22 protein-coding genes are annotated in these 26615 nt (G+C 42.7%); 10 read left to right on the top strand and 12 right to left on the bottom strand.

The genetic code is table 11. From position 1 onward, the window contains the following. Positions 1-279 precede the first annotated feature (279 nt). From Q0I54_RS09425 to Q0I54_RS09405, 5 genes are all read right to left on the bottom strand, one after another. Complete coding sequence (locus Q0I54_RS09425) at positions 280-804, bottom strand: adenine phosphoribosyltransferase (RefSeq protein WP_288618113.1); 525 nt, start codon at positions 802-804, stop codon at positions 280-282. A gap of 125 nt (positions 805-929) precedes the next feature. After that, positions 930-2432 (bottom strand): glycerol kinase GlpK, encoded by a 1503-nt coding sequence (glpK, locus tag Q0I54_RS09420; RefSeq protein ID WP_296118240.1) that lies wholly within the window; start codon positions 2430-2432, stop codon positions 930-932. A gap of 133 nt (positions 2433-2565) precedes the next feature. Next, a complete protein-coding gene (locus Q0I54_RS09415; protein ID WP_296118238.1) occupies positions 2566-2931 on the bottom strand; it encodes a DUF1667 domain-containing protein in 366 nt (121 codons plus the stop codon). Further along, positions 2931-4196, bottom strand: a complete 1266-nt coding sequence (locus Q0I54_RS09410; protein ID WP_296118236.1) for an NAD(P)/FAD-dependent oxidoreductase — start codon at positions 4194-4196, stop codon at positions 2931-2933. The genes Q0I54_RS09415 and Q0I54_RS09410 overlap by 1 nt, the downstream gene beginning before the upstream one ends. Before the next feature lies 1 nt (position 4197). Further along, a complete protein-coding gene (locus Q0I54_RS09405) occupies positions 4198-5634 on the bottom strand; it encodes an NAD(P)/FAD-dependent oxidoreductase (protein ID WP_296118234.1) in 1437 nt (478 codons plus the stop codon). A gap of 487 nt (positions 5635-6121) precedes the next feature. Between Q0I54_RS09405 and Q0I54_RS09400 the strand changes: the two genes are divergently transcribed. The 6 genes from Q0I54_RS09400 (at position 6122) to Q0I54_RS09375 (ending at position 11974) form a co-directional block, all read left to right on the top strand. Beyond that, positions 6122-7345: an NRAMP family divalent metal transporter gene (locus Q0I54_RS09400; protein ID WP_129900076.1), complete on the top strand. Its 1224-nt coding sequence runs from the start codon at positions 6122-6124 to the stop codon at positions 7343-7345. A gap of 16 nt (positions 7346-7361) precedes the next feature. After that, on the top strand, positions 7362-8090 hold the full coding sequence (pxpB, locus tag Q0I54_RS09395) for a 5-oxoprolinase subunit PxpB (protein ID WP_296118233.1): 729 nt from the start codon (positions 7362-7364) through the stop codon (positions 8088-8090). 3 nt (positions 8091-8093) lie between these two features. After that, on the top strand, positions 8094-9101 hold the full coding sequence (locus tag Q0I54_RS09390) for a biotin-dependent carboxyltransferase family protein (protein ID WP_296118232.1): 1008 nt from the start codon (positions 8094-8096) through the stop codon (positions 9099-9101). A 189-nt stretch (positions 9102-9290) separates the two neighbouring features. Then, positions 9291-9725, top strand: a complete 435-nt coding sequence (gene accB, locus Q0I54_RS09385) for an acetyl-CoA carboxylase biotin carboxyl carrier protein (protein WP_296118230.1) — start codon at positions 9291-9293, stop codon at positions 9723-9725. Positions 9726-9737: 12 nt separating this feature from the next. Then, entirely contained in the window at positions 9738-11084 is a 1347-nt protein-coding gene (gene accC, locus Q0I54_RS09380; RefSeq protein WP_022036467.1) for an acetyl-CoA carboxylase biotin carboxylase subunit, read from the top strand. A gap of 119 nt (positions 11085-11203) precedes the next feature. Then, positions 11204-11974 (top strand): LamB/YcsF family protein, encoded by a 771-nt coding sequence (locus Q0I54_RS09375; protein WP_296118227.1) that lies wholly within the window; start codon positions 11204-11206, stop codon positions 11972-11974. Between the two features lie 87 nt (positions 11975-12061). Here Q0I54_RS09375 and groL read toward each other — a convergent pair whose 3' ends face one another. Next, a complete protein-coding gene (groL, locus tag Q0I54_RS09370) occupies positions 12062-13687 on the bottom strand; it encodes a chaperonin GroEL (RefSeq protein ID WP_021739516.1) in 1626 nt (541 codons plus the stop codon). Positions 13688-13713: 26 nt separating this feature from the next. After that, a complete protein-coding gene (gene groES, locus Q0I54_RS09365; RefSeq protein ID WP_022036466.1) occupies positions 13714-13998 on the bottom strand; it encodes a co-chaperone GroES in 285 nt (94 codons plus the stop codon). Between the two features lie 429 nt (positions 13999-14427). On the opposite strand from groES, the gene Q0I54_RS09360 reads away from it, so the two are divergent. From Q0I54_RS09360 to Q0I54_RS09350, 3 genes are read left to right on the top strand one after another with little or no spacing between them, the layout of a single operon-like run. Beyond that, a complete protein-coding gene (locus tag Q0I54_RS09360) occupies positions 14428-16350 on the top strand; it encodes an EAL domain-containing protein (protein ID WP_296118222.1) in 1923 nt (640 codons plus the stop codon). Further along, positions 16335-17051 (top strand): LytTR family DNA-binding domain-containing protein, encoded by a 717-nt coding sequence (locus Q0I54_RS09355; protein ID WP_288618136.1) that lies wholly within the window; start codon positions 16335-16337, stop codon positions 17049-17051. The genes Q0I54_RS09360 and Q0I54_RS09355 overlap by 16 nt, the downstream gene beginning before the upstream one ends. Continuing rightward, on the top strand, positions 17048-18427 hold the full coding sequence (locus Q0I54_RS09350) for an ATP-binding protein (RefSeq protein ID WP_288618138.1): 1380 nt from the start codon (positions 17048-17050) through the stop codon (positions 18425-18427). The genes Q0I54_RS09355 and Q0I54_RS09350 overlap by 4 nt, the downstream gene beginning before the upstream one ends. Here Q0I54_RS09350 and srtB read toward each other — a convergent pair. The 5 genes from srtB to Q0I54_RS09325 all read right to left on the bottom strand — a co-directional run bounded on the left by srtB (position 18402) and on the right by Q0I54_RS09325 (position 25644). Further along, entirely contained in the window at positions 18402-19148 is a 747-nt protein-coding gene (srtB, locus tag Q0I54_RS09345) for a class B sortase (protein ID WP_288618141.1), read from the bottom strand. The genes Q0I54_RS09350 and srtB overlap by 26 nt on opposite strands. A gap of 6 nt (positions 19149-19154) precedes the next feature. Then, a complete protein-coding gene (locus Q0I54_RS09340) occupies positions 19155-20225 on the bottom strand; it encodes a Spy0128 family protein (protein ID WP_288618143.1) in 1071 nt (356 codons plus the stop codon). 94 nt (positions 20226-20319) lie between these two features. Continuing rightward, positions 20320-20805, bottom strand: a complete 486-nt coding sequence (lepB, locus tag Q0I54_RS09335; protein ID WP_288618145.1) for a signal peptidase I — start codon at positions 20803-20805, stop codon at positions 20320-20322. Then, positions 20802-24494 (bottom strand): hypothetical protein, encoded by a 3693-nt coding sequence (locus Q0I54_RS09330; protein WP_288618147.1) that lies wholly within the window; start codon positions 24492-24494, stop codon positions 20802-20804. Before Q0I54_RS09330 ends, lepB begins: the two co-directional genes overlap by 4 nt. 370 nt (positions 24495-24864) lie before the next feature. After that, positions 24865-25644: a Cof-type HAD-IIB family hydrolase gene (locus Q0I54_RS09325; RefSeq protein WP_296118214.1), complete on the bottom strand. Its 780-nt coding sequence runs from the start codon at positions 25642-25644 to the stop codon at positions 24865-24867. A gap of 311 nt (positions 25645-25955) precedes the next feature. Here Q0I54_RS09325 and Q0I54_RS09320 point away from each other — a divergent pair, with 311 nt between their 5' ends. After that, a complete protein-coding gene (locus tag Q0I54_RS09320; protein ID WP_296118212.1) occupies positions 25956-26363 on the top strand; it encodes a hypothetical protein in 408 nt (135 codons plus the stop codon). Positions 26364-26615: the final 252 nt, after the last annotated feature.

Raw genomic sequence — 26615 nt, 5'->3', positions numbered from 1 at the left:
GGTTTACCAAAATACAAAGCAATTCCCATGGAACCGCCTTTGAAAACAGATATTGGTATTGTATGGAAAAAAGGGCGTTACCTGACGACGCAGATGCAGAATTTTATTACCTTTGTAAAGAAATATTATGATGCATGATGTAAAGCGGACATTCGCAATCCGCTTTCGCTACTTGCTCATGAACGCAGCCGCTTTGCGACCTGCGTTCATACAAATAAAAAGCTTTCTATATAGAAACTATCATTTCTAAATGACGCTTCTACATAGAAAGCTTTTTTCTTATTTACCCGGATAAGTGATCACAGATTCTACATCGTAACCTTTCAGTTTCTCACGACCGTTTAATCCAGCCAGTTCCATCAGGAATAACACTTTGACAACTTCTCCGCCAAGGCTCTCGATCAGTTTGATGGCAGCCTCGATTGTTCCGCCGGTTGCGATCAGATCGTCTACTACGACAACTTTCTGACCCGGTTTGATGGAATCTTTGTGCATCTCGATCTCAGCAGAACCGTACTCAAGGTCATATTTGGCACAAACTGTCTCGCATGGAAGTTTCCCTTTTTTACGAACCGGTACAAATCCTTTGCCAAATTCGTAAGCCAGCGGTGCTCCAAAGATAAATCCTCTGGATTCTGCGCCAACTACCACATCAAAATCAACGCCATCCAGACGCTCCTTTAATCCGTCAATCGCAAGTTTCAGTCCGTCCGGATCCTGTAAAACGGTTGTTATATCGCGGAAAATAATGCCCGGTTCCGGAAAATCCGGGATACTTCTCACGTAATCTTCTACTTTTTTCATAATATGTATAGTTCCTCCTGTTTTATGGATTATCACTCAACCTTATCATTATACATGAAAATCCATAAGATATAAAGACATTTTTTCTGTTCTTTGGAAAAACGAACACATCAGAAGTTACAATTTCATTCTTCATCCTGAGACCATGCAAGTGCACAACGTACTGCGCGATGCCAGCCTTTCAGCAGTTTCGCACGCTCTGTTTCCTCCATGGTGGGTTCAAACGTACGGCCAAGGTTCCAGTTTTTGCGAATTTCATCCTTGCTGCTCCAGTAGCCTACGGCCAATCCTGCCAGATACGCCGCTCCAAGTGCTGTTGTCTCGATGCATTTCGGGCGTTCTGCACGGATTCCTGCGATATCTGCCTGAAATTTCATCAACATATTATTCGCACTGGCTCCGCCATCTACTTTGAGATGTGTCATTTTAACTCCGGCATCTTCTTCCATCGCGGCAATGACATCATAAGCCTGATAAACGATGGACTCCAAGGTCGCGCGGATAAAATGCTCTTTTTTACATCCTCTGGTCACACCTACAATGGTGCCCCGTGCATAGGAATCCCAGTATGGTGCACCCATTCCGGTGAAAGCAGGAACGACATAAACTCCCTTGCAATCCGGTACTTCATCTGCGTACTCTTCTGACTGACGTACGCTTTTGATCATCCGCATCTCATCCCGCAGCCACTGAATCGCCGCACCAGCCACAAATACGCTTCCTTCCAGGGCGTATTCTACCTCATCACTGACACTCGCTGCCAATGTCGTCAGGAGACCATTTTTCGATGCGATCGGCTCTTTTCCGGTATTCATCAACAGGAAACATCCGGTTCCGTATGTAATTTTTCCCTCGCCTTTTTCAAAACAGCTCTGACCAAACAAAGCCGCCTGCTGATCTCCCGCTGCTCCGCACACCGGAATTTCTCCACCTGTCACCGCCGGATCGGTATAACCATAGATATAGCTGGATGGTTTTACCTCCGGAAGCATGCTTTCCGGGATGTCAAATTTTTCCAGGATTTCCTTGTCCCAGCAGCATTTGTGAATATCATAAAGCATCGTTCTGGATGCGTTGGAATAGTCTGTCACATGTACACTGCCTCCGGTCAGATTCCATATCAGCCATGTATCTACGGTTCCAAACAAAAGGTTTCCTTCCTCTGCCTGTTCCCGTGCACCTTCAACATTGTCCAGAATCCACGCAATCTTGCTCGCTGAAAAATATGCATCTGCGATCAGTCCGGTCCGCTCACGGATCAGTTCATCAAATTTTTCCTCTTTCAGACGGTCAATCTGCTCTGCTGTTCGACGACACTGCCAGACAATCGCATTGTATACCGGCACTCCGGTAAAACGATTCCACACAATCGTTGTTTCACGCTGATTCGTAATTCCGATTCCTTCAATATCTTCTGGCATTGCTCCTGTCACAGCCAGGGCTTCTGTCAAAACAGATAACTGTGTAGACCATATTTCACGCGGATTCTGCTCCACCCAGCCTGGTTGCGGATATATCTGCGTCAGTTCTTTCTGTGCCATCCCACAGATATTTCCCTCATGATCAAATAAAATACACCGGGAGCTTGTGGTTCCCTGATCTAATGCCATGATATATTTTTTCCCCATGATTTTTTCTCTCTCCTCATAGTTCTCTTACTTATATATATTTTTCATATATACAACTCCTATATTATTCCTCCATAGGAAATCATTGTATAAAACATTTCTGTATACATATTTTATATTATCGTATCTATTATCATCTTTCAACAACAGATTTCGTCGCAATCACATCCACGCCGGTATCTGCCACATTTTCCACAATCACATCACCGATCTGAACCGGTGCGGTAAGTGTCACTCCTTTTAATGCAAGCAAACATTCCCGGATTTTGTTCTTTGGGATATCCGTTTCTGTTTTTAGCGATACCACCGGCAGATTTCCTCCCGCTACCGGTACCGTCGATGTCACGATCCTTCTTGGATCTGTCAGTTCCTTTCTGGCATAGTCATCGCCCCGTTTGCATGTATTTCCACTTACGGACGCCACCTGTGCGCCATCCATTTCCACTGTCAGATTACAGCCCAGCGGGCAGCCGATACAAATCAGTTCTTTTCGTTCCATTATGCTTCCCCCTGTTCGATTCGAATTGTTATTTTGGACAGATTTTCATATTCCTGCAATTTTTTCTTTTGTAAGATTACCTGCTCCATCTCGCCCGGTGCCATAACTTTCTTTTTCAGACGCATGATACAAGTGTCATCAAAATAAACACAGAGTTCACTGTCTTTGTATACATTTCCAACGCGGAAACGGACGATCTGTTTGTCCTGCATCCGATGAGGATGAATGGAAGACGGCACGGTATAGCGCACACCCCCCTCCGGGCAGATAGCGATTTCTGTCGTGTCTTCTGCAAATTGCTGTGTCACATATTCTGCCGCAAAGGTTCCTGCTGCGCCAGCCTCTTCCGATACATAATCCACCAGATCATGCACATGTAATACGTTTCCACAGGCAAACACACCCGGAATATTGGTTTCCAGACTCTCATTTACAATCGGCCCCGAAGTCACCGTACTTAATTCCACACCCAGTTTTCCGGAAAGCTCATTTTCCGGGATTAATCCGCAGGATAACAGTAAAGTATCACACTCGTAGGTTTCTTCTGTTCCCGGAATCGGTTTTAATTTTTCATCCACCTGTGCGATCGTAACTGCCTCCACCCGGTCTTTTCCTTTGATATCTACCACAGTATGACTTAATTTTAACGGAATTTCATAATCATCCAGACACTGTACGATGTTTCGTTTCAATCCACCGGAATATGGCATCAATTCTGCCACCACCTGCACTTTAGCACCTTCAAATGTCATGCGCCGCGCCATGATCAGGCCGATATCCCCGGAACCGAGAATGACTACTTTTTTGCCTGGCATTCTTCCTTCTATATTCACATAACGCTGTGCCGTTCCTGCAGAATAAATTCCCGCCGGACGATATCCTGGAATATTCAGGGCACCTCTCGGACGTTCCCTGCATCCCATGGCCAAAATGATGGCTTCCGCCTCTACCACAAACATGCCCTGTTCGCGATTCATACAGGTAATCTTTTTCTCCGGACTGATATCTACCACCATGGTTGACAGCAGATATGGAATCTGCATTTCTTCCACTTCTGCAATAAAACGAGCCGCATACTCCGGTCCTGTCAGTTCTTCCTGAAACGTATGTAACCCAAATCCATTGTGGATACACTGGTTTAAAATACCGCCAAGCTGCTCATCACGCTCTAAAATCAAAATATCTTCCACACCGGCCTTTCGTGCCGCAACTGCTGCTGCCAGGCCTGCAGGACCGCCGCCGATAATTGCAATTTTCGTTTTCATGCTACAGTTCCTCCTTATCATATCCGGTCAGGAATCCTGAATTTCTGCCTTTTTTCGTAATTTCGCTGATGTCGCATCCAAGTTCCCTTGCAAGGATTTCCACGGTTTTCGGGGAACAGAATCCTGCCTGACATCTGCCCATTCCTGCACGGGTTCTGCGTTTCACGCCATCCAAAGTTGTGGCTCCTAATGGACGGTGGATTGCATCCAGAATTTCTCCCTCTGTCACCATCTCACAGCGGCAGATTACATTCGCATACGCCGGATTCTTACGGATCATCTCATGGCGTTCTTCCACACTCAGTTCTTCCATGCAGACCACACCTTTTCTTGTGGATATAAATTCTGTATTATCCTCTGCTGGAAGCAGTTTTTCAATCATTTCTGCCACATAAACGCCAATCACCGGTGCACTGGAAAGTCCCGGAGATTCAATCCCTGCCACATCGATAAATCCCGGTGCATCTGCCACTTCTTCAATGATAAAATCATTCTTCTGTGTATGTGCGCGAAGACCGGCAAATGATGTAATAGTCTGGCGTTTTGGCAGGTTCGGTGTACTTAAGCTCGCACGCTGCTGCAGATCCTCCAGGTCTTCTGCTGTGGTTGCGATATTTTCCTTATCCAATTCGTCTACCGCTGTCGGTCCAAGCATCAGATTACCATGTACGGTCGGCGTTACCAGTACACCTTTTCCATATTTTGTCGGAAGCTGGAAAATCGTATGAGAGACAAATGCGCCTGTTTTTTTATCCAGCAGACAGTACTCACCTTTGCGTGGAATGATCTGAATCTTCTGTTCACTGACCATATTGTGAAAAACATCGGCATAAACTCCCGCAGCATTTACTACCAGTTTTGTCTCATATACATGATCCTGCGTGTGGATCTCATAATATCCATCTTTTTTTACAATATGCTGCACTTCCTGGTTCAGGAAAAACTGTGCACCGTTAGTAAATGCATTTTCTGCCAGTGCGATCGTCAATCCAAAAGGACATACAATGCCGCCTGCCGGCGCATACAGTGCAGCCACAACCTGATCCGACACCTGCGGTTCCATCTGCCGTACTTCATCACCGGAAATGATCTGACATCCTTCCACACCATTTTTCTCCGCTTTTTCCAGTAATTCTTCCAATTTTGATCTGTCCGCATCTTCAAAACAAAGCACCAGTGAACCATTCCGCTTATAAGAAAAATCAAGTTCCTTCGAAAGTGCTTCCATCCTCTTGCTTCCCTGCACATTCATCTTCGCTTTTAATGTTCCAGGTGTTGCATCAAATCCTGCATGTACAATACCACTATTTGCCTTACTGGTTCCTTCACAAATATCACTACAGCGCTCCAATACTGCTACCTTTCTTTTCTTACGCATCAGTTCCCGTGCTATCGCACTGCCTGTCACGCCTGCTCCAATGATCATTACATCATACATAACATTCTTCTCCTTTAACTAACAAAAGCCGAGCAAAAATAAACCATTCTCATGGTTTTTCTTTTTGCTCAGCTCATAATCTCATGCAAATCCCTATGCAATTTCTTAGACTATTGTAACACTAACTCCGGCAACATACAAGTGACACTTTCACTTTATTTATTTGGGTTGCTGATAAAAAGGTTTGTACTTCTTATATTTATGATATGGGTGTCAAAACACCCATATCTTGATTACACGGATTGTTCCGTGCTTTGCACTCCCACAATCCTTCCCGCTATTCGCATATCGTGGGATAAAAATCCCACTTTTATGCTCATATCGGGGCGTGCCCCAAGGTCATTCATCCACCCTTGTGCAAGCACAGGTGGACTCAGACCTTTTGACACTGTAATCATATTTATGTATAATAGTAGCACTATAAAAATGGACTCCAGAAATCTTTTTAACAGTTCTGAGAGTACATATCATACAGAAGGAGATGCTTATGAACAAAAACAACCAGAAAAAGAATGCCGGTGCTCTCATCGGTGCAGCCTTTCTTATGGCAACTTCTGCCATTGGTCCGGGATTTTTGACCCAGACCGGAAAATTCACAGACAGCTTACACGGAAGTTTCGGCTTTGTCATTTTGATTTCTATCATACTGGCTGCCATCGTACAGTTAAATGTATGGCGTGTACTCTGTGTATCCGGTATGCGTGGACAGGATGTGGCAAATAAAGTCCTTCCGGGACTCGGTTATGTAGTAGCTTTCTTGATCGTTGCCGGTGGACTGGTCTTCAATATCGGTAACGTTGGCGGAGGTGCGCTTGGTTTTAATACACTGCTTGGTATCCCGACCACTGCAGGATATTTCCTGGCGGGTGCCATTGCTGTTCTTGTTTTCTTATTTAAAAATGCTTTAAAAGCTATGGACACACTGACTAAAGTACTTGGCGGACTCATGATCGCTGTCATCTTTGTAGTGATCCTCATTGTTCGTCCACCAGTTGGCTATGCATTAAAAGAAACCGTTGCACCATCTGCACCAATGGGCGATATCTTCCCTGCAATCCTGACATTACTTGGTGGTACTGTCGGCGGATATATCACATTTGCCGGTGCACATCGTCTGATTGATGCCGGTATCACGAAAAAGGAAAATCTTAGTGAAATCAGAAAAAGTTCTGTTATGGGACTTGGTATCGCAACCATCGTACGTGTACTGTTATTCCTTGCTATCCTTGGTGTTGTCGTTGCTACTGCAACTTCCGGTGCTCATACACTGGATCCGTCCAACCCTGCTGCTGATGCATTCAAAATCGGTGCCGGTGAGATCGGATATCGCTTCTTCGGGCTTGTGCTTTTATGTGCTGCCATCACTTCCATCGTTGGCTGTGCATATACTTCCGTATCTTTCCTGAAGACATTCAGCAAAGTAATTGAAAAAAATGAAAAATGGTTTATTGTCGGATTTATCATCCTCAGCACCATCGTCATGGCTCTGATCGGTCAGCCGGCTACTCTGCTCGTTCTGGCAGGTGCCTTAAACGGTCTGATTCTTCCGATCACCCTGGGTGTGTGTCTGGTAGCTTCCAAAAAGAAAACTATCATGGGTGAAGATTACCACCATCCAACCTGGCTGCTGATCCTTGGTATCATTGTTGTTATCATCTCTGCATACCTTGGCATCACCTCCCTTGGAAACCTTGCAACACTTTTTGCATAATGGAGCATGATCAATTATGAAAGACACAAAAATTCTTACCGCCGGAGATTCCTCCCTGCTCATTCAGTTTGGGCAGGAGATTTCTCCTGAAATCAATGCACAGATCACTGCATTTGTGCATCTGATGAGAGAACAGCATCTGGAAGGTGTCACAGATGTGATCCCTGCCTTCACAAGCCTTCTCATCAACTACGATCCACGGGTCATTGACTATCGCAAATTAAAACGCCGTCTGGAAAAATTATTAAAACTGGAAGTCAGCAAAAAAGCTTCTTCTTCCCGTATTTTTGAAATTCCGGTATGCTACGGCGGAGAATACGGCCCGGATCTGGAAAATATTGCAAAACATGCAAACCTTACCACGCAGGAAGTCATTGCTATTCACTCATCCAGTGACTACCTGATCTACATGCTTGGATTTCTACCCGGATTTTCCTACCTGGGCGGTCTGGATGAGCGTATTCACACTCCACGTCTGGCAAATCCCCGTATCCGGATTCCGGCCGGAAGTGTCGGCATCGGCGGTTCCCAGACCGGCATCTATCCACTGGATTCCCCGGGTGGCTGGCAGTTACTCGGACTGACACCGGTTAAAACTTATGATCCGAACCGTGATGTTCCGATTCTTTTTGAAGCAGGTGATTACATCCGTTTCGTCCCGGTCAGTGAATCTGATTTTGCAAACATAAAAAATGAAGTGGATAACGGTACTTATACCTGTACCATTCATCCAAAGGAGGTGTAACCAATGGGCGTTCGTGTATTAAAAGGCGGCATGCTCACAACCGTACAGGATCTTGGAAGAACCGGCTATCAGAGCCAGGGCTTCGGCGTGTCCGGTGTCATGGATGTACGTTCCTTTAAAATTGCAAATCTGCTTCTGGACAATCCGGAAAATGAAGCTGTTCTGGAATTTACGCTGATGGGGCCAACCCTGGAATTTACTTCCGAGACCATCATTGCTATCACCGGCGGAGATTTCCAGCCACAGGTAAATGGTAAACCGATCAAAAACTATACCGCTGTTTACATGCACCGCGGCGATATCTTATCTTTCCGTGGAGCCAGAACCGGAAGTCGCGGCTACATCGCTTTTTCCAGTTACCTGAATATCCCGGTGGTAATGGGCAGCCGTTCTACCAATATCAAATGCTCCATCGGTGGATATAAAGGACGCCGCCTGATGGACGGAGATTATGTCGGTTTCCGTATCAAGCGAAGATATTTACCGTATTACCTGTCCCGCACCCTGGATCTTGATGAATTTGACCAGGATGAGGTGACTTTACGTGTCATCATGGGACCACAGGATAAATCTTTTACCACTGCAGGGCGAAAAACATTCCTGGAATCAGAATATACTGTAACCAGCGAATTTGACCGCATGGGATGCCGTCTGGAAGGGCCTTTTATCGCCTACAAAACGACATCGGATATTATTTCCGATGGAATTGCCTTTGGTTCCGTTCAGGTACCAAGCCACGGAAAACCGATCATTCTGCTTTCTGACCGCCAGACCACCGGAGGATATGCCAAAATTGCCACTGTCATTTCCGTGGATATTCCAAAACTTGTTCAGCGGAAAACAGATCACAAAGTACGGTTTCAGGCAGTTACTGTGGAAGAAGCCCAGCAATTGATGCAGGATGAACTGCACGAACTGCAGGAATTCCGCAAACAAATTTATCAGCCATGTAAAGAGGTACTGGACTGCAGGCTGGTAGCTAAGCGCCTGACAAAGCTGTTCCAGGACTAACTACTGATTCAAGTCGAACACACGTGAGACTTGGTGCGTGATTCTGGTCAGCGAAAGCTGACATATTCTTCTCAGAATCACTGCACATCTAAACACAGGATTCTGTATCAACAGATTGGACGTGTTTTCACACAATCTTCCTATTAGATAGAATTCTTTTATTGAACATTAAAGGAGTAACAAATTATCATGGATTTACAACAGATTGAAAAACTTGTACAGATTATCGAAAATTCCTCCATGCTGGAGTTTTCCATCCAGGAAGGCGATACAAAGATTAAAATGAGCCGCCGCGGAACCATGGGTGTTCCGGGAGAAGCCGCAGTCACCATCGCACAGACAGCACCTGCTGCCCAGGCAGAGGAAGAATCCGAAGATGAAACTTACATCACATCTCCGATTGTCGGCACTTTCTACTCTGCTCCGTCACCGGAGGCAAAAGCCTTCGTAAAAGTCGGTGACCGGGTTAAAGCCGGACAGACTGTATGTATTCTGGAAGCTATGAAACTGATGAATGAAATTGAAAGTGATTTTGACTGTGAAATCGAAGCAGTACTGGTCAGCAATGAACAGAAAATCGAATATGGCCAGCCACTGTTTAAGGTAAAGAAACTGGATGACTAAGGAGGCCTGCTGATGTTTCACAAAATATTAATCGCAAATCGCGGGGAAATCGCAGTCCGCATTATCCGCGCCTGCCGAAACATGGGAATCCGCAGCGTCGCTGTATATTCCAAAGAAGATCAAAACAGTCTTCACGTACAACTTGCGGATCAGCGTGTCTGCATTGGAGAAGGTCCTGCCCGCAACAATTATCTGAATATGGAACGCATTATCACAGCAGCCCGCAATGTCGGTGCTGATGCCATCCATCCGGGATTTGGATTTTTATCTGAAAATGCAGATTTTGTCCGTCTCTGCAACGAATATGGCATCGCATTTATCGGTCCGACTGCAGAAGTCATCAACAGTATGGGAAATAAATCCCATGCACGCCAGACCATGATGGATGCCAAAGTACCTGTCGTTCCCGGCACAAGAGAACCAGTCTATGATGCTGAAACCGGTGAAAAATTTGCTGATGAGATTGGTTATCCGGTAATGATCAAAGCATCTTCCGGCGGCGGTGGAAAAGGTATGCGCGTGGCACAGTCCAAAGACGAGTTTGAATTTCATTTCAACATGGCACAACGGGAATCTGCAAATGCATTTGGTGATGATACAATGTATATCGAAAAATATATCGAAAATCCGCGCCATGTGGAAATTCAGATCATGGCTGACAATTTCGGAAACGTTGTTGCACTTGGAGAACGTGACTGCTCGGTACAGCGAAATCATCAGAAGCTGATTGAAGAATCTCCATCTCCTGCCATCACAGAAAAAATGCGTGCCTCCATGAATCATGACGCAATTCTTGCAGCCAAAGCAGTGAATTATACAAATGCCGGAACTGTCGAATTTATCGTAGATCCAAAAGGCACTTACTATTTCATGGAAATGAACACCCGAATTCAGGTAGAACACGGTGTCACAGAAATGGTCACCGGTACCGATCTGATCATTGAACAGATTCGCGTAGCCATGGGAGAACCGCTAAGTTTTTCCCAGAATGATGTCACACCAAAGGGACATGCCATCGAATGCCGCATCAATGCGGAAATTCCGGAGAAAAACTTTATGCCAAGTCCCGGCGTAGTTAAACATCTGCACCTGCCGGCTGGAAACGGCGTCCGCGTAGACACTGCCCTTTACACCGGTTACCGCATTCCTTCCGAATACGATTCCATGATCGCCAAAGTCATTGTACATGCACCGGATCGTAAAGCTGCATTACAGAAAATGCGTTCTGCATTGGATGAAATGCTTATCATGGGCGTGGAAACCAACCTAGATTTCCAGTATCGTATTCTGAAAAATCCAGAGTTCTGTGAAGGAAAAGCCGACACCGGTTTTATTGAACGGATTTTGCGTCTGGACTAATAAATCCGCAAATTTTAGACTTGCAGAGATGCACAGAAGAATATGTCATACATTGCATAACGTGCATCTCGCAGCAAGAATGCCGAGAGCATTCTTGAACAGAAAGAGAGGTCTTTACCATGTATCAGGTAGATTTAAATAGTGATCTGGGCGAAAGCTTCGGCCACTATACCATTGGAATGGACGAAAAAATCATTCCCCTTATTTCTTCTGCAAATATTGCCTGCGGATATCATGCATCCGATCCTGTCGTAATGCTGGAATCCATTGCCCTCACCAAAGAGGCTGGCATCAAGATCGGAGCGCATCCGGGACTTCCGGATCTAATGGGATTTGGCCGCAGAAATATGGCAATTTCCCCAGCAGAAGCCAAAGCTTACACACTGTATCAGATCAGCGCTCTAGGAGGCATGTGTCAGGCGAACGGAATGCGCCTGCAGCACGTCAAACCGCATGGAGCCTTGTACAACATGGCTGCCAAAGATTATGCTCTGTCTCTGGCTATCTGCGAAGCGATCCACGACTATGATCCTGAAATTATTGTTATGGGATTATCCGGAAGCGAAATGATCCGTGCTGCAAAAGACTGTGGCTTAAAAGCAGCCAGTGAAGTATTTGCTGACCGTGGATATGAAGAAGATGGTACGTTAGTAAACCGTCGTAAAGAAGGTGCCATGATCACAGATGAAGATGAGGCAATTGCCCGTGTCATCCGTATGGTAAAAGAAGGAGTTGTCACTGCTGTCACCGGAAAAGATATTCCGATTCAGGCTGATTCTGTATGTGTACACGGAGATGGCGAAAAAGCACTGCTTTTTGTAGAAAAAATCCGTAAAGTACTTACTGAAAATGACGTTCAGATCTGTCCGCTCGCCGATATAATTGGCTAAACGATATTAAAAGAGAAAGTCCAAAAAGCCGTCCCACATGCAAGCATGCGGACGGCTTTTTTGTCAGGGCATATGTGAGCTGTTGAATTACATCATTCCCATTCCTGGTGCACCACCTGCCGGCATTGCCGGAGCTGGCTCTTTGATGTCTGCTACAACAGACTCTGTTGTCAATAATGTAGAAGCAACACTTGTTGCGTTCTGTAATGCACTTCTTGTAACTTTTACAGGATCAAGGATTCCTGCATCTACCATGTTTACATACTCTTCTTTTGCTGCATCAAATCCGACACCCGGCTCGCTCTCACGAACTTTGTTGATGATAACAGCACCTTCGAGACCTGCATTTGCGGAAATGTAGAATAACGGAGCTTCCAGAGCTTTCAGGATTACTTTTGCTCCTGTCTTCTCATCGCCTTCCAGTGTCTCAGCAAGTTTTGCAACCTCTTTTGTTGCATGGATGTATGCAGATCCGCCACCTGCGATGATTCCTTCCTCTACTGCTGCTTTTGTAGCTGCCAGAGCGTCTTCCATACGCAGTTTGCTTTCTTTCATCTCAGCTTCTGTAGCTGCACCTACACGGATCACTGCTACGCCGCCTGCCATCTTCGCAAGTCTCTCCTGCAGTTTCTCACGGTCGAAATCAGATGTAGTTGTCTCAATCTCTGCACGGATCTGAGCAACTCTTGCTTTAATTGCCTCAGAATCACCCTCACCGTCAACAATGATTGTGTTCTCTTTCTGAACTTTTACAGATTTTGCCTGACCAAGCTGATCTAATGTTACATCTTTTAATTCCAGACCAAGTTCGGAAGAAATTACAGTACCGCCTGTCAGGATTGCGATATCCTGCAGCATTGCTTTTCTTCTGTCACCGTATCCCGGAGCTTTTACGCCGACAACAGTAATTGTTCCACGTAATTTGTTTACAATCAGGTTTGTTAATGCATCACCCTCGATATCCTCAGCAATGATGAGTAATTTTTTACCAGTCTGTAAAATCTGCTCTAACAGTGGTAAAATCTCCTGAATGTTTGTGATCTTCTTATCTGTGATCAAGATGTATGGCTCATCCAGGTTTGCTTCCATTTTATCCATATCAGTTGCCATGTATGCAGAAATATATCCACGGTCAAACTGCATACCTTCTACTAAGTCTAACTCTGTCTGCATTGTCTTGGACTCTTCGATTGTGATAACGCCGTCTGCGGAAACTTTCTCCATAGCATCTGCTACCATATTTCCTACTGTTTCGTCGCCAGCGGAGATTGCTGCAACTTTAGCGATATGGTTCTTTCCGTCAACTTTCTGGCTCATAGCTGCGATTGCTTTTACAGCAGCCTCAGTTGCTTTTTTCATACCTCTTCTCATAACGATTGGGTTTGCACCTGCTTCCAGGTTTTTCATTCCCTCTTTGATCATTGCCTGAGCGAGAACGGTAGCGGTTGTTGTACCATCACCTGCTACATCATTTGTCTTTGTAGCTGCTTCTTTTACAAGCTGTGCACCCATATTCTCGAATGCATCCTCAAGTTCGATGTCTTTTGCGATTGTAACACCGTCATTTGTGATCAGCGGTGCACCAAAAGATTTATCCAGAACTACGTTTCTTCCTTTTGGTCCTAATGTAACACGAACGGTATCTGCTAATTTATCTACACCAGCTTCCAGAGCTTTTCTTGCCTCTGATCCATATTTTAATTCTTTTGCCATGATAATCTTCCTCCTTCAATTTATAATTACTCTACTACAGCAAGGATGTCATTCTGTCTTACGATGATGTACTCCTCACCCTCTAATTTTACTTCGTTACCTGCATATTTAGAATAAATAACTTTATCACCCGGTTTTACCTGCATGGTTACTTCTTTACCGTCTACCATTCCGCCAGGTCCTACTGCGATTACTTCAGCTTCCTGTGGTTTCTCCTGTGCACTTGTTGTAAGAATCAGACCGGATTTTGTGGTCTCTTCTGCCTCTACCTGTTTTAATACAACTCTGTCACCTAATGGTACTAATTTCATGATGTGATTCCTCCTTATTCTATATATAAGTTCTATGCTTTCTTTTGTTTTATTAGCACTCATTTCTTCTGAGTGCTAACCGATAGTCATATAATAGTTTTTTTGCACCTGAATCGCAACTAAATGATTTCACATATATTCATGTTATTCTCACTATCACCTGATTAGTTCTCTGATTTTCTCTTTTTTTCTCACTTTTTCATTTTTATTAACAAATGTAACTGTTTTATTACATCTCTATCTTGCTGCTTTATTATAAAAATGGTTCCCTAAAATGCAATATATAGTTTTTCTTTATAAATTATCATTTTCACATTCTACATTTTTGTTTCTATATAAATGTATACCACATAATTGCATTCTTCTTTTCCTTATGATAAAATCTATCATCATAAATAATTATATTTTCTTACTATGGAGGACATCAAAATGGCTTTAAAAGATTATTATCTTTGGGCAGCGCTTTGTTTGCTTTTCATAGAGCTGATTCATTTTGTTTATCAACGAAAATTAAACGACAGGCGCAGCAAACTGTTTCTTCTTATTATTTTTATCACGATTCTGCATTGCATTTGCGGAATTTCAATTACATTTTTTCTCACTGAGAAAATAGCTGCACATCCGGGCAACCTTGTTATGACAACGTTACTGTATCTGTCACAGGTTTTGCTGCCATATCTGCTATTGATTCTAAGTTGCTTTACCCTCCCCCGGAGAAATATGCTATTGATTCGAATTGCATCCGTTCCCTTTCTGCTTGGTGCGATTGTTTCCCTGACAAATCCTGTCACCGGGCTCATCGCCCATGCAGAATCAGATGGGTTATGGCATGTAGGCAAAGGATATCCTTATTTTGTTTATGGTCTTATGATCTGGTATGGATGCAACCTCCTTACAAATCTGCTTTATTGTAAACAGCTTCGGAAACGATTTTTTCCTTTAGTTGAAACCTCATTGCTCATGCTTGCTGGCATGCTCATTCAGAATATTTTCCATATACAGCTATTTGTCGGATTCACTGCAGCACTGTCTATTGTTATCCTTCATCTAACCCTGCACAGTCCGTCCGCTTATCTGGATTTTAATACAGAAGTATTCAATTCCAGCTATTTTGACTATTGGATTACAGAACAATTTCAAAAAAGACCAGATACGACTGTAACCATGATTGAATTTTCCCGACTGGAACAGATATGCAATATTTATCCGTTTAACATTTCGAGAAAACTAGTCGTCGATATTGCTGAAATACTCTGGCAGATCACACCACACCATCGGGTATTCCGTTTAAGTTTTAACCGTTTTGTACTCTGTACCTACTCTGATGAAGAGACGAGTATGCTGCAAGCACAATTAGCACAATTATCTTCCGAATATTATTGTTCCACTGCATCTAAGATTTCCTGTCCTGCCATCATTTATGATGCCGGACAACTGAAAAATCTGCCAGATGTTAAATCTTTATATGGATTTTTGGATTTCTTATTGCAACATACGAAACAGCCTGAAGAATCACAGTTTCATAAATGTACACCAGAAACGTATCAGCAATTTTTCTACGAACAGGAAATTGAGCAGTATTTGGACGTGGCAGTGAAAAAAGATCTTTTGGAAGTATGGTTTCAACCGATTTATTCGATATCTGAGAAGAAATTTTCTTCAGTGGAAGCTTTAAGCCGTCTAAAACATCCAAAGTACGGATGGATTTCTCCAGAACTTTTCATGAATCGGATTGCCTGTAAAAATAATATGATCTACCAGATCACGCCTTTGCAATTGAAAAAAATCTGCCGTTTTTTGAAGCAGAACCCATGTTTGAATCAGCAAATAAAAACAGTAAAATTCAATCTGATGCCAAACGAATTGTTAAAACCGGATTATTTCGATCAGCTGATTTCCATCATTCGCGCCGAAGGTATACCAACCTCCTGTTTCCAGTTTGAAATCACAGAGACTTCCGCAACCCGTTACACTCGTGAAACCGAGGAGTGCATTAAAAAGCTGTCGACTGCTGGAATCGGTCTCTGCCTGGATGATTTTGGATCCGGTTATGCTAATTTGAACCGTATCCTTCAGCTTCCGTTTTCTGTGATCAAAATGGACCGCTCGCTACTGTCCCATCTGTGTAAAGATGAAATGGCAAGAACATTTTATTACAATATGATCTCTACATTGCAAACCATGGGATACCAGATTGTTGCTGAAGGCGTCGAAACAAAAGAAGAATCTGACTATATGCACGCCTGGAACGTAGATTTCATCCAGGGATATTATTATTCTCAACCATTGTCTGAGCAGAAACTTATTACTTTCTTTTTAAAAAAAGAGGATACACCATGCGAATTGCACTGATAGAAGATACATACTCCTGTGCCGTTGAGGTACAGGAGCTGTTAGAACGTTTTTCCAGGGAAACAGAGATTGCGACCACATGTGAATATTTCCCCTGTGGAACCGATTTTTTAAATCAGCCGTTCTCTGACTGGGATCTGATCTTACTTGACATTGAGATGCCAGAAATGAACGGTCTGGAAATTGCACATAAGATTCGTGAGACTGATTCTGATGTACTAATCATTTTCATTACCCAGATGGCACAGTATGCCATTGAAGGATATTCGGTTCAGGCCTTTGATTATATTCTGAAGCCTGTTAATTACTATTCCTTTTCCATGAAGTTGCAGCAGGTCGCATCTATCCTGCAATCCAGAGAAGTTCAATTTCTTGTGATCAGCAGCCAAAATGGCAAAATCCGTCTCCCCCTGGATACCCTGCGTTATGTAGAAATTTATGACCATACTCTGATCTATCATACAACGTCAGGTACCTTTTCTTCCACCAGTTACCGCTCCCTCGGAAAACTGGAAAAGGCATTACATTCCACACATTTTTCCCGCTGTCACAACGGTTATCTTGTCAATCTGGCTTTTGTAAGCGGATACGAAAAAAGTGAAGTATTTCTTGGAGAACATACTTCACTTCCACTGAGCCGTACTTACAGCAAATCTTTTCTTGGTCAATTATTATCTTATTGGAGGAATACCACCATATGATCTTATCTGATATTTTGTCGAACATATTTGATTTAAATGCGACACAATGCTGTCTCATTACAGCATCCATTTTTACAATCCCGTTTAAAAAGAGAGAACACTTCCCCTTACGTCTCCTGCTTGGACTTGTAATCGGACTTTTCTGTGCTCCGTTGATTACATCCTATCAACACCTGACTATCTGTACACTGACTTCATCAGCCAAGGGTTCTCTGACACTTTCTCTTTGTGCCCTAATGCTTTTGCAGGCTACCGTAAATATTCTGCTGTATGTACTCATGCTGACTGTGTTTTTCTTTGTCTGTCTTAGACTGTCACTTCTGACTGCTGCTTATTGCGCTTCCTGTGCTTATCTGGTACAGGATTTCGCTTATACCCTATTTGTATGGATTTGTCCGGATGCCGCACATCGAAACCCGCACCCAATTCAACCAGATATGTTGTGGGTGGAATTGCTGCTGATGTTTCTTTGCAATCTATTTTTTTACTTTTTTCTCACAAAAAAAATTTTCAGTTACACGGTACCTGATTCCGAACGCATTCTGGCTCTTGGCTATCTGTTTTTGATGCTCTGCTGCGGTCGGACAATGGGAACCCTGTCCAATGCGATCAGATCTCCGGATACACTGAATCTGTTCCGTTTTTTGCTGTTATATGACATGCTTTTGTCTGTCAGTATTCTTCTTGCTCAGGGATTGTTGTTCCAGAGAGGAAAATACCGCCGGGAAGCTGAACTGGAAACACAGCTTCGCCAGCAGCAATATCAGCAATTTCAACGCTTCAAACAGGCCTCTGACCATATAAAACATCAATGCCACGATATGAAACACCTGATTGCAGCACTTCGTGCCAATTCCAATCAGGAACAAAGTCAGGCACTGCTCTCCGAACTGGAAACTTCTGTTTCAGATTATGATTCTTCCATGAACACCGGAAACCAGACGTTGGATGCTATTTTAGGCAATACATGGCGTAACTGTCGCAAGGATCAGATTCAATGGACCTGCATGGCAGACGGCAGTGGCCTACAATTTATCCCGGATTTTGATCTATATGTACTGTTCGGCAATGTGCTGGATAACGCACTTGAGCACCTGCGCCAGATTGAAGATCCACAAAAGCGGGTGCTATCTGTTAATATTCGCCGTCATCAGCAGCTTTGTTTTATCACTATTCAAAATTATTGTGCAAACACACCAGTTTTTGAACATGGCCTGCCCATCACATCAAAACCGGACAAATCATTGCATGGATACGGGAGCAAAAGTATCCAATCAATCGTTGAAAAATATCAAGGCAGCCTTTCTATACAGGTTGAACATCATTTCTACATTCTGAGCATAATGTTTCCTATTCCGTCACCGGCCGGTCAGTAATCCGACCGGTGAGTACATATCTGCCATCTGTCCCTTTTCCGGGAATACAGGTGGACAAACTGACAAAATGTTCTTCTGCCCCAATATCTATTTTTCTGAAATACCGACTAATCTGCTCCAGATTTTTCAGGTATTCTGCCTGCTCCTCTGGAGACTTCTTTACATCATATATCGTTTTCTGATATGCGTCTACCTCACAGAAAGAAAACAATTCCAGAGTATGCCACTGCCCAGCAAAATAGAGTTCCCCGTATCGATGCATCTGAAAAAATCGTGCATCCGTAAATAGTTTTAAATCGCCAAACATGGATTCTTTCTGCATATAATGCCCATAGATCACACTATTTACATCTGAAAAATCAGATGCATTCCGATAATCCAGAAAAATACTCCCACATAAAGCAAATGCACCTTTTGCATCAGTATTCAGATACTTGGAATTATCTTCCGCCTGAACGATAGGATAATCAATCTCTGTATCCTCCACTGTAATCCAGCCAATCACCTCCGGATTTTCTTTTTTCAGACTGTCAAAAGAATCCTGACCGGTATCCGGACGGTAAATCTGAAATTTTTCTGCACTGGCTGTCTGCTCGATCTGATAAGTATCCCATAATGCATATCCGCCGTAACATAGCATCAGTAAAATGCTGCCTATGATACATCCATCCAGAACCTGCTCTGCCAGATGAATAATATTCTTTACTACTTTGCGTTTCACGTTAATCTAGCTTCTTTTTCTGCCATTTACAACAGCCAAACCAGCAATTGCACAAACGGCTGCGAGGATCATAACCCAAAACGGTAGACGCTGTAAAAACAGACCTGTGGTTGGTGTATCAGCATATGTATTTGTGAAAATAACTTTATTTTCCTGCTCGCCCACCAGAATCGTATCTGTTCCATTATCACTTGAAGACAGATCTGTACCATCTGTTCCATCTGCCCGATGCACCTCTGTACCTGATGATATTACCTGAATGGATGGTGTATAGTTATCATTCTCTTCTATCTCCGTTACAATGTATCTTGTTCCAACCGGAAGGGATTCAAAAGACAGTTCTTCTCCATCATGAAGCTGGAACTCTGTGTCCTGTCCTATTGAACAGACAATTTCTACATTTCCAATTTTTCCGATATAAGAAGTAACATTTTCTGCCTCTGTTCCAGATTTCAGAAATCTAATCTTAAATGTAAAATCTTTCTTTTTATCTGCCTGCTCTCCTACTGTGTCTTTGTGAATAATAAGTGATCCATTTTTAACATACTGGTTGTCAAATGCAATTTTATCCTGCTTTGTATTATCTTTTTCAGCCGTAATCGTCTTAACCTTAAATCCACCATTGTCACTGTTGACCACATACACTCTGAGGGTATAAGTTCCGGCATCATATGACATGCCCTCCCCATTTCCTCTCGTTTCTTTTACTTCATATTCGTATACGCCAGCTTTTGTAAACGGTGCAAATGAAATAGTAGCATCTTTAGAAATTACATATGTATTTTCTGCTGTTAACGCACCCGTTTCATCCTGGCTTGTATAGGAAACAGAGCTCATAGTAGCCTGTGGTGCACCATCTGTCTGCGCTGTGATTTCAAATCCAAACGTCTGTGTTGGTACTGTCACACCCTCGGCAATTTTCAGATTTTTTGTAAATGGTAGCGTTACATCATTCACATCTGTACTTGTCGTTACATTCGGAATTGCTGCACCTGCATCTTCCGCAAACGCAGTCACTCCACTCATTCCTGCAAAAATAAGACCTGTCAGTAATAAAATTCCAATTCGTTTTTTCAAATCAATTTTCTCCTTCTTTTACTTTTTTCATGCTTATCATTTATAAAAATTTTCATTTTCATCTGTGATTACTGATTACTGTGTTTTCAGCCAACTATAATCCTCTTCTTCTGAGTAACGATATTACCGTTCCCTTGATTTCCTTCTGGTTTACCAGTCCGTAGATACGGCTGTCTCTGGCATTTTCTCTGTTATCACCAAGGACAAAATATTCTTCCTGCCCCACTGTAACCGGAAAATCAATCCCTTCTGCAAACCGCATGGTATCCGTGTAAATATCATCTTCCTGCTGCAGATATCCGTTAATCTCCAAACCATTTTCGGAAATATCCACACGGTCGCCCGGTCCTGCAATAATTCTTCGCACCTGCACATCGCCCTCCTTTTCAAGAACAACTAGGTCCGAACGATTATATTCTTTCTGCAGTCTGTAAAAAAAGACCAGATCGCCATCTTTTACTGCCGGGCTCATGCTGTCACCACACTGTCTGTCAAATCCAAATATAAGCCCAGTCAATATCACAAATGCCACAAATGCAGCACCTGCTTTCAAAATTAAACCTCGAAGTTCCTTCCTCATCTGTGTTTTCTCCGTAAACGTTGTACAATCAGAAGGATTATCACCATAACTCCTGCTGCTCCCGTCACATAAGATATTTTTCCCGGTGTATGTTCATTCACTCCTGTTACAGGAGGATCTTCTTCCTCATAAATATAAGTTCTGGAATCACTTTCCAGACTGTCGCGTGTCAGCCTGTTGATCACATAATCACCGCTTTTTCCATTCGGTACCGACATTGTAATATGCATTTTTAATGTTTTCTGTCCTGGTAATTCGCCTACCACTGCAATCGCAGTCGGGCAGAAATTATCTGGAAGGGTTACAACTCCCGTATCAGAATCTGCGGTTAGTAACTTCCATCCTGCTTCGCTCTGAAAATCAGAGCTAACATAATCCATACTCGTTTTTCCTCTCTGGGCAACATCATCTGTATAATAAATCCGTAACTTATCCAGTAATTTCGGTGTTAGTATCCTAAATTCCGTCACCTGACAGTCTCCATCAAAAGAAGAACCAACCTCATCACCATCGTAAGGCAGACTGTCCATAGCAATCAGATTCATAGTATTATCGGCATTATTTCCGACATTTAACACTGCACCAATACTTTCTCCCGGCTCCACTACCGCTTTGTCTGCAATTTTTGCGAGACTGACTGAATTATTTTTACTTACCTGGATACTTATTGCGGCCATGTTTCCATTTTTCTCTGTGAAATCTCTCTTTTGCTCATCACTACCCCAAATATAGACCTGATTTAATAATTGCTGATTATTTATTACATCCGTCTTTTCATCTCCAACTGTACCAATCTCACAGGAATAGTAAATAGGATCAAAATACATTATTTCCTGATTTGTAAAAACCACATTTTTCAATGTCCATACAAGCGTTGTCGTTCCATCTTCATTTTCGGTAATCTCCGGATCCAGCTTCTGCCCATTTTCTATCTGTCCCTGTTTTCCTTCGGAACGCTGCGTATACGTACCTCCCAGATATGAAGATCCATAAATGTAATGAAGCCCTTTCGGCAGAACATCTTTTATGTACAGCGTTGTTTTAATACTCATATCCTCCGTCTGTGATTCTCCTACTGTCCGCTTCACCGACGGTTTCAATACATAATCCGCTACACGCTGATTAGAATCCATATCATAAGCGCGCTTGGATGCCTGTGCACTTCCAGTACCAGACTGCTGCATCGTATCTTTGGATATCTGAGTTGCATAAGACACTACCAGACAGGAATCTCCGTAACTGAGTCCTGCTGAACCGCTGACATAACCTGATTCGTTATATTCCGCTTTTTTATAATTCGTTAGGCCATCTCTGCTTCCATATTCATTGACCCAGAATGCGTCTGGATACTCTGTATAAGAAACGGATTGCTGACTGTCTGCTCTTGTCGGAAATTCCTTACTTTTCATATAGCTGATATAATCATCATCTGTCAGTGCTGCTATATCTTTGTTATAGAAATCAGCAATATCCTTTGCCACATCTTGTTTATTCCATGCTCTGGCACAATGCGTCACCATATAAACCTGATTGCTTTGTACCGTATCTTTTACTTTTCCCTGTAAACCAATGTAACAGTTGGTAGACTGTGCGGATGCAAGTCCTCTCGCCTCCCATAGAACCGCCACACAAGTGTATCCATGACTGCGTAATTCCTCCAAGGAAGAAAAGAAAATCAGGTCATCTGCTGTTGCCTGCATCATTTCCAGATCATAACCTTCTTCATCAGGATTTAAATTCTGATGATTCCAACCACTTTTATCCGACTTTGCACCATATAAAAACTGGTCTGTCATCTGCTGCATTCCGGCGCTGCTTCCCTTTTTTACCTCTTCCAGTTCAAAAAACTGATCATCGAACTTAATCAGATCATCATATGCCACACCAGTGTACATACCTTCTGCACTGTTCTGTTTCAACATTTCCTGAATGTTTAACTGTCCACCGGCTACGATCCAGTCTTTTCCATTCTCAAAGCATCCGTCTGTCAGAGAAGAACCATACTCGATTTTTCCATATTGCTGATAATTAACTGACTGATCAATGGTTCCAGGCTGTTCCAGCGCCATAGGCAATGCTGCATGATCATCTGACTGTTCCATCTGATTTTTATTATCTGAAACATTATCAAGTAGCTGTCCGCTTTCCCCAGTTGCTTTCAGATTCTGATCTGTCACCGACATTGTAAATGTTCCCGTAGCATATTCATCTACCACATAAGTTTCATCTTTATCATAAAATGGCTGCACGATCCAGCACTCTCCGGCAGAAAAACATGCTTGCTGAATATCCCAGTAATGCTGTGTTGTCATCGGATCATAGTAGGTATAGATTCCTGGGCTTACATTACCGTCCGCATATGGTAACTGATTCAGATCTACCTGATACTCTGTCACTGTAATTTGTAATGTCGTACCTTCCTGTACAGCTGTCCATCTTCCGCCATCTTTGCAGCTTTCGTATGCTGTTCCTTTATTCATCGGAGCACCGCCTGCTGCAAATTTGTAACTGCCTGCAATCTCACGTCCATCCCCCTGTTCATTACTTTTGATATTTGCATCCAGACTCCAGAGCAATGGCTGATACCGATCGCTGGTATCATAAGTGTTTCCGTCTGTTCCTATGTATTCTGAAGCTAATTCCAAATCAAAGGTGATTGGTTTTCCATCTGGAATTTCACATCCACGTAACCCATGCTGTGGACTTTTTCCATAAATCTGCAGTGTAATACCAAGCACATTCACACGTCCATACACAGTTCCGGCATTCTGGTTCTGAGCCAGCTTATTTCCAGTCGAAAAATCAAAAAAGTTAATATACTGTGCTCTGGGATCACAGCTTTTTAACTGAATATTGTAGCGCGGTGCTGCTGTAACATTTATTTCAGGAGCCTCTATTGTTTTATATTCAATCTCTCCATGTGCAGAGCAGATTGTATCACTTCCTGTTACAATCTGTTCTCTGTCCTGTTGTACTTCGTTTCCTTCTAACCAGAATGTAAAATATGGTTGAAGTGTCTCACCGTTATGCATTGCGAGGACGCGTAACACAACATTCAATTCCTGATAACTTTCTCCGATTGCTACCGGATTATCTTCATTCGGTTCCCACAGATAACTGCCTTGAAGTACCTGACAGATTTGCCCCTGATACCTTGCTTCTGTAACTTTATATTGTGCCTCTGCCTTTGCCGTAAGCCATCCCATAGAATCGATTTCATATTGAACCATATTGGATTCTCCTGGAACAATAAATTCAAAATGTAAAGTTCCGGTTCTGTGTCCGCTATATGCTGCGTCATCTCTCATCTTACTTCTGAAGTATGTCGTATAGCTCACAATATCAAAACTGCGAACCGTATTATCCAAATCTGTAGTGTCATTTCCGGCTATGTTTTTTTCAGTTTCTTCATCCCATGGTGCGGTTCCTGTGCGAACAGCAAAACCTGATTTTGTCGTCTGATCCATTAAAATTCCCACTTCAGAAATATATGCATAATCTCCATCTAAACGATCTCCCACACCACCTGTCTCTGACGACTGTTGCTGCCTCCATTCTGCTGCATTCTGCTCACTTGCAAGTACCGAATACACGGTCTGCTGGCTTCCAACAACAATAAATAACATGCAGAAACTAAGTATTGTGCCCAGAAAATTGGACACGATTCGTTGTCTTTTCCTAAATTTCACAATCTTACCTCCACCTTATTTTTGTCGGACATTTTATGATATCATTTCCATAAAAATTGGCTGTATTTTTCATCTCATGCCCTACATTTCATTGATATCATTCCCTAAATATTTGCGATGACCACTTTATCATTTGTCATTTTTTTCGACAATAGTCATTCCGTATCTAGCTATTTTAAATCCGTAACTGACATAAGCATCCCCCCTACCCACCGCTTAATGCTCTACGTACTTGAAGCGGGGGAATGCTTATTCTGCGTTCAAATAAAAAAAGACCAGAACAACCGTTTTGGTCATCCTGATCTTTCTGTGATTTATTTTTCAATAATTTGAGCTTTAGTTTTCCAAAATAGCACAGGTTTTACTTGTGCTAGATTAATGCAAAATGCTTCAGCGCATGATAAATACCGTCTTCATGCAGTCCTTTGGTCACATAGTCCGCATGTTCCTTAGCCACATCTGTTCCGTCACCCATCGCGACTCCCACACCGGCAAACTCCAGCATGTCTACATCATTGGCACTGTCACCGAATGCATAGGTATCCTTTACATCTATTCCCAGTTTTTCGCATACAAAAGCAATTCCGCTCGCTTTGCTGTATCCTTTTGGTACTACTTCCATGGCCACATCCCCGTGAACCATAAAATCATAATCATCCTTTAATAATTCGATCACCGCCGGATAATCCCGATCATGAATCAGCACAGAAAACTTACTTGCTTCCCACTGTTCCTCATGCCCTTGAATCGGCAGCATACAGTCTTTCATAACCTCCAGCAGATATCTTCCGTATGCATCTCTGCTGATCTTGTCTGCATCCATGTACAGCATATGGCGGCCTTCCATAACCATGGCAATATCATAATCATAAAATATCCGTACTGCCTTTTTCAATAATTCCCGGTCAATCTCTTTGTACAGCATTTCTTTTCCTTTATATTCTATAAAGGTGCCACAACCGCAGACAATGCCGTCAAATCCCATACCGAGCAGCTCTTCACTGTTGATAAACACGCGTGTCCTTCCACTGCAGAGGAAGGTCTGATGTCCGTTCTCCTGAAGCTGATGAATTGCTTCTTTTGTGCTCTGTGGAATGTTATTGTCCCTGTCCCATAAAGTCCCGTCAATATCAAAAAAAATCGCTGCCATATATGTATGTGTTCCTTTCTTCTTACCTCATTTTTCCTGTTTTCTGATTATAACGGTTTTTACATACAAATGCAAATATTCAGGGTAAGGCACAAAGCACTTTTGCCAGCCGAAAATCTTTCCCTTAGTTTGAAGATTTCCTTAATATTCTTTGAATTCGCAGTTTTGCCACATCATACATGCTATAATAAGTAGAAACAGGTAAAATCGACAACACATGAGACTTGATACATGATTCTGATTAACGTAATCTATTACATTCTTCTCAGTATCATTGCATTTTCTCACCGACATTAAGAGGAGGTTACATTATGGCATATCCACATAAACGGCACCGTTTTCAAAAATTTATTGTTTTTCTGTTTGCTATCGTGATTATTTTACTGGTTGGCTATTTTGTTGCCTTACCAAAAATAAAAACAAGAGCCACCGGAGTTGTAGCTGAAAAACTTCTGGAGTCACAAATCACATCCGATACATCTGCCATTGCAGGCGTCAATGCCCAGGAAATCCTTGATGCTATGAGCGATACAGACCGTGCAACCGTAGATCAGATCATTACGAATCATATGTCCGCAGATACCATGAAAGAAGCATCTTCCTACATCACCAGCGGTGATACTGCCGGATTAAAACAATACGCAAAAGATACGCTGACTGCGTCTGAGCTGGAACAGATCAAAGAGCTTTATAATAAATATAAAGGTACATTTCAATAAATTCATGTTTGCCGAAATATCTTTCTAACTTTCCCTATTTTACAGGCTTTCCAGTCCATTCATTAGTGAAATGATATGTATTTTCCCTTATTTTTGCCCTTATGAGATAATCGTAAGGGAAATAAGGGAAAGTTTTATTTAGTCATTGCCTGCCACTTTATCAAGTAACTTTGCGGATTCCCGCTTGGCTTTTCTTGTAGAGTGTGCATAGACATTCATGGTGGTACTGACATCTGAGTGCCCTAACAGTTC

Origin of the sequence: uncultured Eubacterium sp. (assembly GCF_934295145.1) — a bacterium.
GTDB lineage: Bacteria > Bacillota > Clostridia > Lachnospirales > Lachnospiraceae > Eubacterium_I.
Note: the sequence above shows the minus strand (reverse complement) of the source record. Positions and strands in the feature narration are given on the sequence as shown.

Excerpts from the sequence above, each read along its gene's own strand:
- Q0I54_RS09405 (WP_296118234.1), bottom strand. The coding sequence starts at position 5,634 with ATGTATGATGTAATGATCATTGGAGCAGGCGTGACAGGCAGTGCGATA.
- accC (WP_022036467.1), top strand. The coding sequence starts at position 9,738 with ATGTTTCACAAAATATTAATCGCAAATCGCGGGGAAATCGCAGTCCGC.
- Q0I54_RS09325 (WP_296118214.1), bottom strand. The coding sequence starts at position 25,644 with ATGGCAGCGATTTTTTTTGATATTGACGGGACTTTATGGGACAGGGAC.
- accB (WP_296118230.1), top strand. The coding sequence starts at position 9,291 with ATGGATTTACAACAGATTGAAAAACTTGTACAGATTATCGAAAATTCC.
- Q0I54_RS09360 (WP_296118222.1), top strand. The coding sequence starts at position 14,428 with ATGGCTTTAAAAGATTATTATCTTTGGGCAGCGCTTTGTTTGCTTTTC.
- groES (WP_022036466.1), bottom strand. The coding sequence starts at position 13,998 with ATGAAATTAGTACCATTAGGTGACAGAGTTGTATTAAAACAGGTAGAG.
- Q0I54_RS09390 (WP_296118232.1), top strand. The coding sequence starts at position 8,094 with ATGGGCGTTCGTGTATTAAAAGGCGGCATGCTCACAACCGTACAGGAT.
- Q0I54_RS09320 (WP_296118212.1), top strand. The coding sequence starts at position 25,956 with ATGGCATATCCACATAAACGGCACCGTTTTCAAAAATTTATTGTTTTT.
- Q0I54_RS09410 (WP_296118236.1), bottom strand. The coding sequence starts at position 4,196 with ATGAAAACGAAAATTGCAATTATCGGCGGCGGTCCTGCAGGCCTGGCA.
- groL (WP_021739516.1), bottom strand. The coding sequence starts at position 13,687 with ATGGCAAAAGAATTAAAATATGGATCAGAGGCAAGAAAAGCTCTGGAA.
- Q0I54_RS09415 (WP_296118238.1), bottom strand. The coding sequence starts at position 2,931 with ATGGAACGAAAAGAACTGATTTGTATCGGCTGCCCGCTGGGCTGTAAT.
- pxpB (WP_296118233.1), top strand. The coding sequence starts at position 7,362 with ATGAAAGACACAAAAATTCTTACCGCCGGAGATTCCTCCCTGCTCATT.
- Q0I54_RS09400 (WP_129900076.1), top strand. The coding sequence starts at position 6,122 with ATGAACAAAAACAACCAGAAAAAGAATGCCGGTGCTCTCATCGGTGCA.
- Q0I54_RS09425 (WP_288618113.1), bottom strand. The coding sequence starts at position 804 with ATGAAAAAAGTAGAAGATTACGTGAGAAGTATCCCGGATTTTCCGGAA.
- Q0I54_RS09355 (WP_288618136.1), top strand. The coding sequence starts at position 16,335 with ATGCGAATTGCACTGATAGAAGATACATACTCCTGTGCCGTTGAGGTA.
- Q0I54_RS09350 (WP_288618138.1), top strand. The coding sequence starts at position 17,048 with ATGATCTTATCTGATATTTTGTCGAACATATTTGATTTAAATGCGACA.
- glpK (WP_296118240.1), bottom strand. The coding sequence starts at position 2,432 with ATGGGGAAAAAATATATCATGGCATTAGATCAGGGAACCACAAGCTCC.
- lepB (WP_288618145.1), bottom strand. The coding sequence starts at position 20,805 with ATGAGGAAGGAACTTCGAGGTTTAATTTTGAAAGCAGGTGCTGCATTT.
- Q0I54_RS09375 (WP_296118227.1), top strand. The coding sequence starts at position 11,204 with ATGTATCAGGTAGATTTAAATAGTGATCTGGGCGAAAGCTTCGGCCAC.